This window comes from Brevibacterium jeotgali, from assembly GCF_900169175.1.
GTDB lineage: Bacteria > Actinomycetota > Actinomycetes > Actinomycetales > Brevibacteriaceae > Brevibacterium > Brevibacterium jeotgali.
Genome location: NZ_FXZM01000005.1, coordinates 242,210 through 255,507 on the forward strand (window position 1 = coordinate 242,210; position 13,298 = coordinate 255,507).

Below are 13,298 nucleotides of genomic sequence, written 5' to 3' on the forward strand. Positions count from 1 at the left end.
AATCACGGGCGACTGTGGCCTGGCCCGGTGCCGCGGCGCGCTCAGCCGTCCACCAGCACGAAGCGCTGGGTGAGGTGCACGCACGCGGCGCCCAGAGACGCGGTGATGACGAAGACCATCCCGGCGGCCAGGTCCATCGCGATCCCCGAGGAGGTGTTCCACGGGGTGAACAGCGCGTAGTACAGCGCGAGCAGAACGGGCACACCCAGCACCGCGATCGCATGGCGGCCCCAGCCGCCCTCGCCCTTCCACAGGTGGACCGCGGACGCGACCAGACCAGCGAGGAACGGGCAGAGGAAGTACACCGGCCCCCCGGTCCCATACGGCACGAGCCACCCAAGCAGCAGATCGAGCGCCAGGAACGCCACCGCTCCGAACACCCACGCGCGCAGGACATCCATGATCATCACTGCGGCTCCAGCCGCACGGAGGACGAGATCTCCTCGATGAGGTCCTCGGTGAGGACGTCCGACTCACCGGAGACCTCGAGTGCCGCGACCTCGTAGGTGTCGGGCGAGGTCATCAGCCACCAGCGACCGTTCATGTCCTTCCCGTCGCTCGACACGTACGTGAAGTCCGTGACGAAACCGCGGAACGCGCCGGGGATGTCAGTCTTCTCGCGATGGACGCCCTCCCAGTCAGAGCCGTAGTAGCCGCCGGCCATGGCACGGGCGACGAGCTCCCCCTCCGCGACGTCCGGGTGCGGTGAGTCGTTGATCGCAGGAGCCATGCGGAGGCGGACAGCCGGCTCTTCCCGGGCGTCGTCGTAGCCCATCGTCCAGTCCCCGTCCTGCAGGTCGTCGTCCGGTGTCTCCACCCACGAGGAGGGGATGGACACGGCCACGTCTCCCAGCTGCACGTCCTGCATGTCGCCGTCTGCCCCCTGCACGTCATCACCGGAGCCGGGCTGTGCCTGTGAGGCGTCCGTCTCGTCGCCCGACGCCACCTGTCCGCCGTCCTGCCCGCATCCGCCCAGCAGCAGCAGAGCGGCCACCCCCAGGCCGCCGACCGCCTTCTTCGTCCTCATCGCAGTCATGTCATCCATCCCTTCGCTCAACCGCCCGTGCATTCCGTGTTGATCGCGGTTTCACGATCACCGTTCTCTATGGGCAGCGCGTACTCGGATTCGAGCAGCTCGAAATTCGAGATCGAGGAGTCCCATTCGATTCCGAACCCGGCGAACTTGAGCCCGCCGCTGTCCTCGGTCTTGACGATGTCGTACGTGTTGTGCGAAATCTGAGCGTGCTCGTAGAAGAACTCCGACGCCCCGCTGTGGTACGGCCTGGGACCCCGATACATGAGGTCCGGCACCATAATGGGCCGCGGATCCGAGAAGTACTCCAACAGCATCTGGTCTCTCTCTTCGTCAGGGATGTGGGAGAAGTCCACGTCCATGTCGTACCAGTGCTGCCAGTTCTCCGAGCGTCCCAGCTCACCACCCAGCTCATCGTCCTTGTGCTTGCCGTCGTCCCCGTCGGAGAGGTCGAACCCTCCGTGCAGTTCGGCATCGTATCCGAGGTCCATGATCTGGCGGACCTTCATGCTCTGCGGCTCGAAATCCTCGTCCAGCTTCACCTCGATGAGCTCCGTGTAGCCGGCGTTGCCGCCAAGACCACCACCGCCCTCCAGGACCTCTCCGCCCTTGAACTCGCCGTCAGCTCCGGCTTCGCCCTTCACCGAGCGCTCGAAGATCAGCGTGATACTGCCATCTGCCGCGACCTCGACACCCACCTGCTGACTCAACTCCGCGGAGAGCGTGCCGCTCAGGCTGCCCTCCATCACCTCGTCGATGTTGAAGCCCAGGTTTCCCTCGAGCTCTGCCCCGGCGCCCAGTTCCACGACGTAGCGCTTGGTGTCAGGGTCCCGCGGCGCCTCCGGACCATTGGTGAGACCGGAGAAGAGGTCTCCGGCGTGGCCGAAGCCGGCGCCGCTGTCGTTCATCATGTTGTAGACGGTCCAGTCGCGCAGCTGCTCCTTCAGGGTGACGGCGTCCTTCGCGTTGTCGACCTTCCACGTGTCGCCCTGCTGGTAGCCGATCTTCAGCTCGGCCTTGCCCTTCGCGGAGTTCTCGCCCGATTTCACGTCGAGGAACTTGGGACCCACGCTTCCCTCGTACTCGCTCTGGAGCGTGAGGCTGATGGTCCCGTCGCTGTTGTGCTCCTCACGGAGCTGCCATCCGCCGCCCAGCTCGATGATCCCGCCGGACCCCGAACCGGAGCCGGACTCCTGCTCGCGGGACACCATGCAGGTCGGCGGTTCATCGTTGGGGTCGGTCTGCTCGGGGTCTGTCGGATCCGGCGTCTGCGCCTCTCCGTCACCGCCGCCGCAGTCGCCCTGCTGGAAGACTTTGCACACCGCCGCTTCGAACTCTGATGCGACGGCGGGACTCGACGCCAGTGGCACCGCCGCGAGTATGACGATGAGTGCCGCCGCGAGCAGCGCCGTGGTGAGGTACTCGACGGAGACGAGGCCCCGCTCCCACGGAGAGCAGCCGGAACGGCGGGTCGTCCGGGGGACGACGGGCACGGGCGGGGCAGGCGGGGAACAGCCGTCCGGCTGTGGACATGGACGCGACATGCTACCGACGGTATTCACAGGCGGCGCACATCAGAACGGCACGAGGACCCAGGCTGGGGCCCAGAGTCACGACGCGCCGATCAGTGCGCACACCAGCAGAGTCGCTGCGATCATGGCGGGGCCGAAGGCGACCTCGGCATCCCTGAGCCGTCCGATCCGCGCTGCGTGCGCCAGCCCGTGGACGAGTCCCAGCACGAAGACGGCGGCGATCCCCAGCACCACGACGCCCCATCCGTGCCATCCCAGGAGGAGACCGACGCTGGGCGCGAGCTTCACGTCCCCGAATCCCAGGGACGACGGAGCCAGCACGAACATCGCCCCGAACAGGCAGGTCGTGAGGGCGAGCCCCACGAAGGCCGCCCCGATCCGGCCGGGGGTCCCGTCCACGGAGCCCGCGATGACCGTGAACACCCCGACGACCACCAGCAGCGGCAGAACGACGAGGTCCGGCAGCCGCTGCTCCGCGAGGTCGATCCACACCAGCAGCGGGGCCGCGCACGCGAAGGCGGCGACAGTCGCCCGGTGCCACCCCTCTCCGGGGGTCACCAGGAGTGCGATGGCGACAAGAACCGCGGTCGCGAGCGCACACAGCGCCCAGGCGACGGGTCCGCGCGGTGTCTGTCGCGAACAGGGTGCGCCCGCCGAACGGTCCGCGTCGTCCCGCCGACGCGCGTCCCGGGGTGGGGATCGGCGCGGGTGCGTCATCGCCGGGCCGCGCCCCTGCAGGCTGCGAGTGATCCGCGCTCATGCGCGCACCCGCACCCACACGAGTCCCGCACCCGTGCCCAGGGCGACCGCCAGGAGGGCCCACGCCGTGTGCGCACCCGCCTGGACGAGCAGGCCGGTCCACGCCGCAGCCGCCGCGTCCGCAGCGGCTGGAGTCCTCACTGCCCCTCCCAGCGCGGCGAGCACCACCCCGATGAGCACGACGGGAAGGTGCGCGACGAACAGATTGACGCTGCATGTGGCGACGGACGCCTCGATCCGTCGCATCGCCACGACGAACACGGCGTCGACGACGACATGGAGGAGGAGCGCCGTGAGCAGGCTCGTCAGTGAGGCGGCCGCCGTGCCCATGAGCACTGTCGTCGCGGGGACCAGCAGAAACCCGGACGCGAGCGCCACGATCGTGCACACGACGTGAGCGGCGGCTGCGAGCAGCGCGATGGACCAGGACAAGCGCACGTCCACCGTCACGCCTCCGCGTCGTCCACGAGCTCCTGGAGCTCCTCCGCGTCGACCACGTCGCAGTTCACCAGTGGACTGAGATCCGACTCCGGCCGCGCCAGGTCCATGGCGGCCGCGTCGACGAGTCTGGGCGCGAACCCGACGTCGCCGGGATCCGGGTCGGTGTCGGAACCACCCGCTGAACCTGACCCGGCGACGGCCGTCGGAACGGCCTCGACGTCCAGCGGCGCGCCCGTCAGAAGAGCGAGGACCGCGTCGGCGGTGAGGGCGCCGGATCCCTCGGCGGCACCCTCGTACGAGGACTCGACGAGCACGGCGTCCGACCGCACCCGGTCCGCGAACACGTCGACCGGGTGCACGGCTCGCTGTCCATCCGCGTCCCACTCCGTGGGATACGCGGACACGGGTGGGGACGAGAACGGCTTGCCGCCCAGGTGCTGCCGCGCCGTGTACACCCCCGCGAAGGCGTGCGCGTTCTGCTCCCGTGTGAGATCGAGGGTGAACGACCGCAGCGAGAACTCGTCCTTTCCGGGAACGTCCGTGCCCGGCCGCCCCGTGGTGGGCTCCGTCCCCTTGAGGACGCGCAGGTCCCAGCCGGTCCGCTTCGGGCCGGTGAACGTCACCGACGTCGGCGTCCCGGTCGCGGTGTGGTCCGTTCGGACGACCATGTGGGCCTGCAGCCCCATCCACGCGGTGAGTCCGGTCAGCCGGGCACTGCGGTCGATCGGCATGCGCACCGTCTGATGGACGGAGTACGCCCCGTCCTCTGCGACGGCGAGGAGCGCCCGCTCGTCGCCCACGTCTCCGCGGACCACCGTCGAGGATTCTGCGGCCCGTGACTGCAGCCCCAGCCCCAGCGCGTCGAATCCGCCCAGCACCGCCTCCGCCTGCCCGCGCGCGGCGGGCCCCCAGACGCGATCCACCGCCGAGGTCTCGGCCGGGTTCCTGCCCACCAGCCACCGCAGGGCGGCCTCTCCGGTCGGGAAGCGGTGGGATGACGCGGAATCCTCCTCATCGACGACGACCCCCGCCGTGCCGTCCGCGAAGAACCGCAGTCCCACACTGCCGGGGGCCGGCTGCTCGAAGTAGACGGGAGTGGACGCCTGACCGCTCACCGCCGAACGCGTGTCTGCGTGGCACGCATCCGTCATGAGCTCTGCGGTGCGGCATGATCCGAACGCGTCGCAGACGTCCGACTGCACGGCGGATCCCATGCGCGGCGCCACCGGCAGGACCACCAGACCCGCTGCCGCGAGCGCCCCGGCCGCGCCCAGCAGCAGGCCCTGCCGGCGACCGAAGAGCCTCATCACCCCTGGCTGCTCGTGAGCACGGAGGTGTCGAGCTCCCAGGAGCCGCTGTCCGCGATGCGCAGCGTGAGCTGATCGCGCTCGAGGACGTCAGCCGGGAAGTACGAGAAGAGCGGGGACGGCCCGGTGAACGCGGCACGGTCCGTCCCTGCACCCTCCGCGCAGAGGCAGCCGGTGGTCTCCGCGGTGACGGGCTGGAACTGCTCGCCGGACTGCTCGTCGATGAGTGACACGTGGGTGCCTGACGGGAAGCCGGAATCGCCGTAGGCGTTCACACCGAAGTGCAGGTGGGACGCGACCTGGGCCGTGCCCAGGAACAGCGTCGATTCCGGCCGAGCGTCCCGGTCCGCCAATGCGAACGCGTAGTCGAGGCGCACGTACTCGCCGTCCTGCTGGAGTCCCCGGAGATCGATCCGCAGGTCCGTGTCCCCGCGATCGCCCGGCTGCTCGAGGATCGCGGACGCGAGCGCTCCGTCGGCCGTGTCCGTCTCCTCCATCTCCGGGGCATCCGGCAGCTCCTCGCCGGTGTCGATGCTGGTGTCCGCGCCCTCCCCCGGGTCGTATTCGAACGAGACGCGGCGGTTCTGCTTCTGATTGTCCTCGATGGGGTCACCGCTGGAGTCCGTGTTGGGGACGAGGGGCTCCATCTCTCCGCGCCCTTCGGTCGTCAGTGCGACGTCCTCCCCGTCCAGCTCATCCGAAAGCACCGCCTCGACCGCTGCGGCCCGCTCCTCGGAGAGCTTCTGGTTGTAGTCCTCCTCGCCCTGGTCATCCGTGTGTCCGACGATCAGGACCTCCTGCCCCTTCGCAGTGTCCCGCAGGGTGTCCGCCGCACTGGAGAGCACCTTCTCGCCGTCATCCGTGATGTCGCTGGAGTCGACGTCGAAGAGGACATCGGAGGTGACCGACAGCTGATCCCCGGAATCGGAGGACGACAGATTGGACCCGGTCACGGAGCGGACGGTGGTGCTCAGCGACGTGACGGCGCTCCGGGCGTCCGCGCCTCCGTACGTGCCGGACGGATCGCCGTCGAACGCCGCGACATCCGTCGCAGGGTTCTCGAAGGGCTCGCCGTCGGAGACCGGGATCGGATCCGTCGGGGCGCTGAACTCACCCAGCATGATCCGGGCTTCGCCGGATTCTGGCGCGGGGAAATCGACCCAGAAGAGCTCGACGTCGTCAGGCTGCGATGCCTCTGCGGCGTCCCGGCTGCTGACACTGGAGCACAGGCAGGCGTCGCGGCGAGCGTAGGAGCCCGCCTCCGAATCCGATTCCTGGAGAGGTTCGATGAGAGCCCCGGCCTGCTCATCGACCAGACGGACCCAGGGAGCGTCGTGGTGCGGATCCAGTCCCGTGGCGATCCGACGCGACCCCAGAGAGGATCCTTCCGTGGGCCGCAGCCACGCGCCCACCATCCGGACGGTCTCTCCATCACTGTCGAGCGACAGGATCTGGGCACGGGACGTCGCCGTCGTCTCGTCACCGCCCTGGGCTGTGGGCAGCGACAGGTCGACGCTCGCCAGGGGATCGGGCAGCCGCGCATCGGTCCAGAAGCCGTCCTCGTCGACGATTCCGCTCTGCGGCCCGGCGTCACCACCACCGCCGCCGCCGTCGCCCCCTCCACCGGCCTCGTCACGCTGCGACCCCGTGCACCCCGCCAGCAGGAGCGCTGCGCTCATGAGCACGGACACGAATGTGGAACGCATACGCACGATGCGGGTCCTCCAGTGGTGGATGGGTCCTGCGAGCCGAGCACCGAGCGCGCGGACGGCGCGCGGCACCCCCTCAGCGAGGATGGAAACACCGGTCAATATAACAGCAGGAGACATGCTCGCTCACGTTTCACCTCGGCGAATACGACGAGTCCACCGTCTTTCATCGGCACCATCGAATACCACATTCTCGATCGCACGCACCCCGCCCCTGGACCCACTTCCGGTCCCACTCACCCGCAATGCAGAGTTTCATATTCAACTATTGTCGCGCGTGTTCCGCGCTCTTCGGAATCCGCGCGCTCCACCCGTGCCCGACGACCCGGGGCGAAGGCCCACGGACCCAGGTGAAGGATGAGTGAACAGGCCCTGGCCAGCACTGGCACGATGTGTCTACGATCCGTGAGAGGGCTTACAGTGATTCCCGGCCTCCCGGCGGCAGGCGCCACTGCAGCTGCCCCAACGCTTCGCGTGGACCACGGACAACGCATTTCCGTGCGCTTCTGCGCGCGGTCACCCATGCGTCGAAGATCAGGTTGTGAATGTGATAACAAGAGAGCGAAGACCATTGCGCCCTGAACACGTCGTTCGTTTCGACGGTTCATTCGAGACCGCATTGAGTGCTTTTCGAAATGCTGGAGAGGAACCCGTTCTCCTCATTGTCGACGCAGCCGATCGAGGCGCTCTCACAACGATCGGGCACGCACGCGCGGCGGGCGTGGTCACGGAAGCACTCGTCCTCGTGAGCGCACTCGGCCCCCTGGGCAGATCCCTGCTCGCAGAACTCGCGGCGGGTCTCGCACCGCGAACGGATGCAGGGACCGTGCTCGCCGCACTCCGGGAGTTCGAACGGCGCACCCGGTCGTTCGTCGTGGTGGACTCCCCGGGACGACTCCACCGCCCTGCGCCCAGCCTGTGGCAGCACATGTGGGGCCTGCTGCCGGGCACGTGCTTCGTGGGTGAGCTGGGAAGCCGCGTCACCGCTGTCGGACGCGGAGGACTGCCGCAGGCGATGCGAGACGGACTCGCGGATCCCGCATCGAGCGTGCACTACACCGACACCGGCGACGTGAGCTCGCACCGGCGAAGCGCTGTGGAGCAGATCGTGGCCTCGGCCGCTCCGCGGCGGCACGTCATGCATCCCGCGGGCGGTGAGGCCGCCGCCGCATGGTGGGGCCCTGCCCGCAGCGTTGAGGTCTGCGTGTGCCCCGCCGACGTCGGGGAGATCATCGCCGCGGTTCATTCGGGCTCCGTCGTCTGCAGCTGGTGCGGGCTCACCGCCGGCGGGGGGTCCTGCGCGGTGTGCGGTTCTGCGATCAGCAGGCACTCCGCAGCCGGTCCCGTCCGCATCGAGCCCACGAGCACCGCGGCCCGCTCATCGTCCTCCATCCCTCACATGACCTCCGAAGGACTGCCCGCATGAACCCCAAGCAGAGGCGCGGCGCGCTCACCCTGATCGTGGCTGCGGTCGGCGCGATCGCAGTGTTCCTGGGCATCGTCGCCTACGTGGGATCCGTGAGCGCGGAGGTCGGTCCCCGCATCACCGTCTACCGGGCGGCCGCGGACATCGGCACCTTCCAGTCGATCAATCCCGAGAGCGACGTCGAAGAGGTCGAGATGCCGGAGAAGTACGTCACCACCCAGATGGTGACGAGCCTCGACCAGCTGGCCGGGCAGAAGGCGCGATCCGCGATATCCGAAGGGTCGATCATCCAGGGCGACGCCCTCACCCCCGTCTCTGCGCTCGAGGACGGTGAGCGGGAGGTGACGATCAACTTCGACTCCGCACAGGGCATCAACGGCCGCGTCCAGCCGGGCGACGCGGTCGACGTGGTCGCCGCGTTCGCGCGCGAGCGCGAGGACCAGTCCGGCGGCACCGGCTACCGGCGCGCGGACATCCCGTACAACGTGGCCGGCGTGCTCGTCTCCGACGCCGAGGTCATCGCCGTGGGACAGCCGATGCCCGTTGACCAGCTGGGCATCGAGCAGGCCGCTGGCCAAGCGGCGCTCGAGGGCGTCGCGGAGACGGTCGCCGTGACGTTCGCCATCCCCGTCGACGACGCGACGCGCCTGTCGTACGGCGAGGCCTTCGCCGTGTCGATGCGGCTCACCCGTTCCGGCAACAACGAGACCGGCTCCCAGGTGTCCGACGATGACAAGTCGTTCGAGGACCCCGACCTGGCCCCCGTCCTCGGATCCACCGGCAGCAACTGACGGCAAGGAAGGCACACCCCATGACGACCGCACTCATCCTCAGCTCCGACGAGCCGCGCGCCTGGCAGATCCGAGAGGCGCTCACTGCCGCGGATGTGGAGATCGGGCAGGTCTTCGCGACGTCGCACACGCTGCTGCACCGACTCACGCAGAACCTGGACCAGCGTCCCGACCTCCTGGTCGTCGACGAGCACTCCACCCCGATGAACCAGTGGGACCTCATACGGGAACTGGGCGTGCGCCACCCCACCGCCGCCGTGCTCGCGGTCGTGACGGATCCACAGCCGGAGGACTACGCATCCGCGCTGTCCAACGGAGCCCGCGGTGTGATCCGCTACCCGCTCTCTTACGAAGAGATCGCCTCCCTCGTGGAGACCGCGGTGGGTTGGTCATCCCTGCTGCGGGACGCGGTCCGCACTCCGGAGTCCGGCGCGGAGCGCGGAGGCCGCATCGTCGCCGTCACGGGCGCGAAGGGCGGAACCGGCACGTCGACGGTCGCCCTGCATCTGGCGCTCCAGGCCGTCTCCGCCAAACCCGACGACGCCGTAGTCCTCATCGACTTCGACCTCCAGAAGCCGGACCTGTCCGTGCTGCTGGACGTTCCGCAGTCACGTGACCTCACAGACCTCCTGGGAGTCGTCGAAGAGCTCACACCGCGCCATCTCGAGGACGTCGTCTTCAGCCACCCCAGCGGCCTGCGGATGCTGCTGGGCCCGCGTCACGGCGAACAGGGCGAGCTCGTCACCGAGTTCGCCGCACGGCAGATCGTGAGCATGCTCGCGACCCGGTCGGATCTCGTCATCATGGACCTGGGCTCTGTGATCGGCGAGTCGGGGGCGACTGCGCTGGAGATGGCCGACGACATCCTGGTCGTGTCCACCCCCGACGTGCTGAGCCTGCGCGGAGTCCACCGTCTGACGGAGCTGTGGGACCGCCTGGGCATCCGTGCCGAGGGGAGCACGAGGGTCCTCCTCAACCGCGTGAGCCGCCGCAACGACCTCAGTCCGGATGCGGCACGCAAAATCGTCCGTCGACCCGTCCTCGACGCCGTGCTGGCGGAGGAGACCGCAGGGCTCGAAGCCGCAGTGAACCGCCGGGATCCCACGCTCGCGACCGCCGCATGGGTGAAGAACGTCCAGACCGTGTCCCACGAACTGGGCACGGTCCCGGCGCCCACGCTGAGCTCCGCTCCGCGTCGCAGTCGGCTCTCGAAGAAGAAGGGCGGCGGGGGCGAAGCCCCGTCCGCGGCAGGCGAAGACGGACGCGCAGGTGCTCCCGGAGCAGCCGATGGACACGCCACGTACGACGGGCGATCGGGCCCGGCCGCGACCGGTGACCATGACCCTGCCGACCGTCCGGACTGGAACGGCGACGGACAGCAGACCGGCCCCGTCTACCGGACCAGCCGCGGCGGTGCGGGCCTGTCGCCCGGCACGGGCGATGGGACGACGGTCGCGCCACCGCCCCCCGATCAGCCGCCGCTGCGCCCGCGGTCCGGCCCACGGCGGCTGAACCGCGGACGGTCTGAGCACGGTGCTGTGAGCATCGAGACGCTGGGCATCATGGGGATGTTCGGAGCGATCGCGGCGATCGCGTTCCAGATGGTGCTCGTCGGCGTCACGGTCGTCCTCGCGGACCACGCCGCGAACGAGGGCGCCCGCGCCGCCGCGGTGGGCGGCAGCGCGCAGAGCGCCGCGACGGCGGCTACGCCCGCTGGCTGGAGCGACGACCTGTCCGTCAGCACATCGGGCGACCGTGTGCAGGTCGAGATGACGGCACCCAGCCTCATCCCGATCATGGAGGACTTCGCCTTCACCATCCCGGCCGATGCCGGAATCGTCGAGGAGCCGCGATGAGCCTCCGGACATCTGTCGCCCGATCGACTCGCCGCGAGCGCGGAGCCGTGAGCGTCGAGTTCCTCGGCACTGCGACGCTGCTCCTGGCAGCCGGACTCATCGCCCTCCAGCTCATGCTCGCGATGCATTCCATGGCACAGGCGAACTCCGCCGCCCGGAACGGCGCGCGTGCCGAGGCCATCAACGCAGGAAGCGGCACGTCCGCCGCGCACTCAGCCGTGGGATCGTCTCTGCAGGAGCACACTCGTGCGAGCTGCTCCGGCGGCTATGACATCACCTGCCGGGTCGAGATCGACATGCCGGTTCTGGGCATCGGCTGGGTCCGCGACCTCATGCCGCCCCTCACCGTCTCCCGCACTGCACACTTCCCACGAACGGAACCCCTCTCCTGATGTCCCCCCTCCTCAAGCGCGTCCGCCCGGAGCAGAATGACGAGTTCGCCTTCGACGGCGAGGACGCACTCACACCCGAGCAGTCGGCCGTCCGCGAGTACCGGCGCATGCTGCTCGACGAGATCGACCTCGACGAACTCAGCAAGTACGACTCGACGCAGCGGCGAGTGCGCCTGGAACGCGTGCTCAGCCACCTCATCTCGCAGTCCGGCCCGGTCATGTCCGCGTCGTCCCGACAGTCGCTCATCCGCCGCGTCGTCGACGAGGCGCTGGGCCTGGGTGTGCTGGAGCCGCTGCTGGCGGACCCCTCGGTCACGGAGATCATGGTGAACGGTCCCGATGACGTGTATGTGGAGCGCCGCGGCCGGCTGGAGAAGCTCGACATGGCCTTCTCCGGCAACGATCAGCTCATGCAGACGATCGACCGGATCGTCGCGGGGGTCAATCGGCGCGTCGACGAGTCGTCCCCCATGGTCGACGCACGCCTCCCCACGGGTGAGCGCGTGAACGTGATCGTCCCACCACTCGCGCTGGACGGCCCCACGATGACGATCCGTCGCTTCCCGACACCGTTCCACCTGGACGACCTCATCGCGAAGGGATCGCTCGACACACCGTCGCGTGACTTCCTCGTGTCCTGCGTGCGCGCCCGCTTCAACATCGTCGTCTCCGGCGGTACGGGCACCGGCAAGACGACGATGCTCAACGCCCTGTCCGGGCTGATCCCGGACACGGACCGCATCGTGACGATCGAGGATTCCGCCGAGCTCCAGCTTCAGCAGCCGCACGTCGTGCGCCTCGAGTCGCGTCCTGCGAACATCGAGGGCAAGGGTCTCGTGACGATCCGCGACCTGGTGCGCAACAGCCTCCGCATGCGCCCTGACCGCATCATCGTGGGCGAGGTCCGCGGCGGCGAGACCCTCGACATGCTCCAGGCGATGAACACCGGCCACGACGGGTCACTCGTGACGGTCCACGCGAACAATGCCGACGACGCGGTATCCCGTCTGGAGACGCTCGCCTCCATGAGCGAGCTGCAGATCCCCTATGCCGCACTCCGCGATCAGATCAACTCAGCGGTGGACCTCATCGTCCAGCTCTCCCGCGGCGCGGACGGGACCCGCCGCATCTCCGAGATCGCGGCCGTCACGTCCCGCAGCCGGGAGGAGTTCGAGCTGGTGCGCGTCTTGGAATTCGACGCGGATCCGCTCACTGCGGACCGACGCGTGACCGGACGCTTCAGGTTCCACCCCGTCCCGTTCCACCTGGCCCAGCGCATGTGGCTGTCGGGCCACCCCCTCCCGGACCACGTCCCGGTCACGCCGGACCCGGAGACCGGAGCAGCGAGGCCGGGGGCCCCCGCGGCCGAGGTGCCGGGGACCGGAGCGCACCCGTGACCATCGGACTCCTCGTCATCCTCGCCGCCGCCGTCCTCCTGCTCGCGACCGTGGGCGCCTCGTCCTACCTTCTGGGGACCTGGGAGAAGCGGGCCATCGTCCACCGCGAGCGCTCACTGCTGCGACGAGTGGGGGTGCGCGCAGCGGTCTTCGAACCGATGGACCGACTGCTCACCCGCCTCGTCCCGGTGCAGAGGCTGCGGACGCTCATGGTGCAGGCGAATGTCCGCAGCATCCGCGTGAGCGAGTTCCTCACCGGCGCGTTCGTACTCGCCGTCGTCGTTGCACTGTCACTGGGGCAGATCATGGCGGGACACTGGGCGATCATCCTGGGTCTCACTGTGATCGCAGGACTGATCTATGGCCTCACACTCCTCTACCAGCGTCAGCGCGAGCAGATCATCGCGCAGCTGCCGGAGTTCGGCCGCATCCTCGCATCGACGACCGGTGCGGGGCTGTCCGTGCAGACCGCGCTCGCGATCGCCGGTGACGAACTGGCGGACCCCGCAGGCCGCGAGATCGCGCACACCTGACTTGGCTCATTTCGTTAGTGCGTGGGCTCTCCGGTCCGGATGGCTTCGAGGACGCGGGTCAGGTCCTCGGAGACGTGGGGTGGGAAGGTCTGCGTAGTGCCGTTGATCGCGAGGGTTGCGGA

13 protein-coding genes are annotated in these 13,298 nt (G+C 69.0%); 6 read left to right on the plus strand and 7 right to left on the minus strand.

What is annotated here, in order from left to right:
• Positions 1–41: 41 nt before the first annotated feature.
• The 7 genes from BJEO58_RS07150 to BJEO58_RS07180 all read right to left on the minus strand — a co-directional run bounded on the left by BJEO58_RS07150 (position 42) and on the right by BJEO58_RS07180 (position 6,778).
• Entirely contained in the window at positions 42–410 is a 369-nt protein-coding gene (locus tag BJEO58_RS07150) for a hypothetical protein (RefSeq protein ID WP_144573891.1), read from the minus strand.
• A complete protein-coding gene (locus BJEO58_RS07155; RefSeq protein WP_144573890.1) occupies positions 407–1,036 on the minus strand; it encodes a hypothetical protein in 630 nt (209 codons plus the stop codon). Before BJEO58_RS07155 ends, BJEO58_RS07150 begins: the two co-directional genes overlap by 4 nt.
• A gap of 17 nt (positions 1,037–1,053) precedes the next feature.
• The gene (locus tag BJEO58_RS07160; RefSeq protein ID WP_101588776.1) at positions 1,054–2,526 is read right to left on the minus strand and encodes a hypothetical protein; all 1,473 of its coding nucleotides are present in this window, start codon (positions 2,524–2,526) and stop codon (positions 1,054–1,056) included.
• A 117-nt stretch (positions 2,527–2,643) separates the two neighbouring features.
• Positions 2,644–3,123, minus strand: coding sequence for a prepilin peptidase (locus tag BJEO58_RS07165; RefSeq protein WP_180951862.1), 480 nt, complete (start codon positions 3,121–3,123; stop codon positions 2,644–2,646).
• Positions 3,124–3,321: 198 nt separating this feature from the next.
• Positions 3,322–3,756 carry a hypothetical protein gene (locus tag BJEO58_RS07170; RefSeq protein WP_144573889.1) on the minus strand — a complete coding sequence of 145 codons (435 nt, stop codon included), beginning with the start codon at positions 3,754–3,756 and terminating at the stop codon, positions 3,322–3,324.
• Positions 3,757–3,770: 14 nt separating this feature from the next.
• Entirely contained in the window at positions 3,771–5,072 is a 1,302-nt protein-coding gene (locus tag BJEO58_RS07175) for a hypothetical protein (RefSeq protein WP_101588779.1), read from the minus strand.
• The gene (locus tag BJEO58_RS07180; protein ID WP_246076161.1) at positions 5,072–6,778 is read right to left on the minus strand and encodes an OmpA family protein; all 1,707 of its coding nucleotides are present in this window, start codon (positions 6,776–6,778) and stop codon (positions 5,072–5,074) included. The genes BJEO58_RS07175 and BJEO58_RS07180 overlap by 1 nt, the downstream gene beginning before the upstream one ends.
• A 724-nt stretch (positions 6,779–7,502) precedes the next feature.
• Here BJEO58_RS07180 and BJEO58_RS07185 point away from each other — a divergent pair.
• The 6 genes from BJEO58_RS07185 to BJEO58_RS07210 are packed head-to-tail and all read left to right on the plus strand — an operon-like array spanning position 7,503 to position 13,176.
• A complete protein-coding gene (locus BJEO58_RS07185) occupies positions 7,503–8,207 on the plus strand; it encodes a hypothetical protein (protein WP_101588781.1) in 705 nt (234 codons plus the stop codon).
• The gene (gene cpaB / locus BJEO58_RS07190) at positions 8,204–8,998 is read left to right on the plus strand and encodes a Flp pilus assembly protein CpaB (protein WP_101588782.1); all 795 of its coding nucleotides are present in this window, start codon (positions 8,204–8,206) and stop codon (positions 8,996–8,998) included. Before BJEO58_RS07185 ends, cpaB begins: the two co-directional genes overlap by 4 nt.
• Positions 8,999–9,018: 20 nt before the next feature.
• Complete coding sequence (locus BJEO58_RS07195) at positions 9,019–10,854, plus strand: CpaE/TadZ family protein (protein ID WP_101588783.1); 1,836 nt, start codon at positions 9,019–9,021, stop codon at positions 10,852–10,854.
• Entirely contained in the window at positions 10,851–11,246 is a 396-nt protein-coding gene (locus BJEO58_RS07200) for a TadE/TadG family type IV pilus assembly protein (protein ID WP_101588784.1), read from the plus strand. The genes BJEO58_RS07195 and BJEO58_RS07200 overlap by 4 nt, the downstream gene beginning before the upstream one ends.
• Positions 11,246–12,643 (plus strand): TadA family conjugal transfer-associated ATPase, encoded by a 1,398-nt coding sequence (locus tag BJEO58_RS07205; protein ID WP_101588785.1) that lies wholly within the window; start codon positions 11,246–11,248, stop codon positions 12,641–12,643. Before BJEO58_RS07200 ends, BJEO58_RS07205 begins: the two co-directional genes overlap by 1 nt.
• A complete protein-coding gene (locus BJEO58_RS07210) occupies positions 12,640–13,176 on the plus strand; it encodes a type II secretion system F family protein (protein ID WP_101588786.1) in 537 nt (178 codons plus the stop codon). Before BJEO58_RS07205 ends, BJEO58_RS07210 begins: the two co-directional genes overlap by 4 nt.
• Positions 13,177–13,298 lie beyond the last annotated feature (122 nt).

Excerpts from the sequence above, each read along its gene's own strand:
- cpaB (WP_101588782.1), top strand. The coding sequence starts at position 8,204 with ATGAACCCCAAGCAGAGGCGCGGCGCGCTCACCCTGATCGTGGCTGCG.
- BJEO58_RS07195 (WP_101588783.1), top strand. The coding sequence starts at position 9,019 with ATGACGACCGCACTCATCCTCAGCTCCGACGAGCCGCGCGCCTGGCAG.
- BJEO58_RS07175 (WP_101588779.1), bottom strand. The coding sequence starts at position 5,072 with ATGAGGCTCTTCGGTCGCCGGCAGGGCCTGCTGCTGGGCGCGGCCGGG.
- BJEO58_RS07155 (WP_144573890.1), bottom strand. The coding sequence starts at position 1,036 with ATGACTGCGATGAGGACGAAGAAGGCGGTCGGCGGCCTGGGGGTGGCC.
- BJEO58_RS07200 (WP_101588784.1), top strand. The coding sequence starts at position 10,851 with ATGAGCCTCCGGACATCTGTCGCCCGATCGACTCGCCGCGAGCGCGGA.
- BJEO58_RS07180 (WP_246076161.1), bottom strand. The coding sequence starts at position 6,778 with ATGCGTTCCACATTCGTGTCCGTGCTCATGAGCGCAGCGCTCCTGCTG.
- BJEO58_RS07205 (WP_101588785.1), top strand. The coding sequence starts at position 11,246 with ATGTCCCCCCTCCTCAAGCGCGTCCGCCCGGAGCAGAATGACGAGTTC.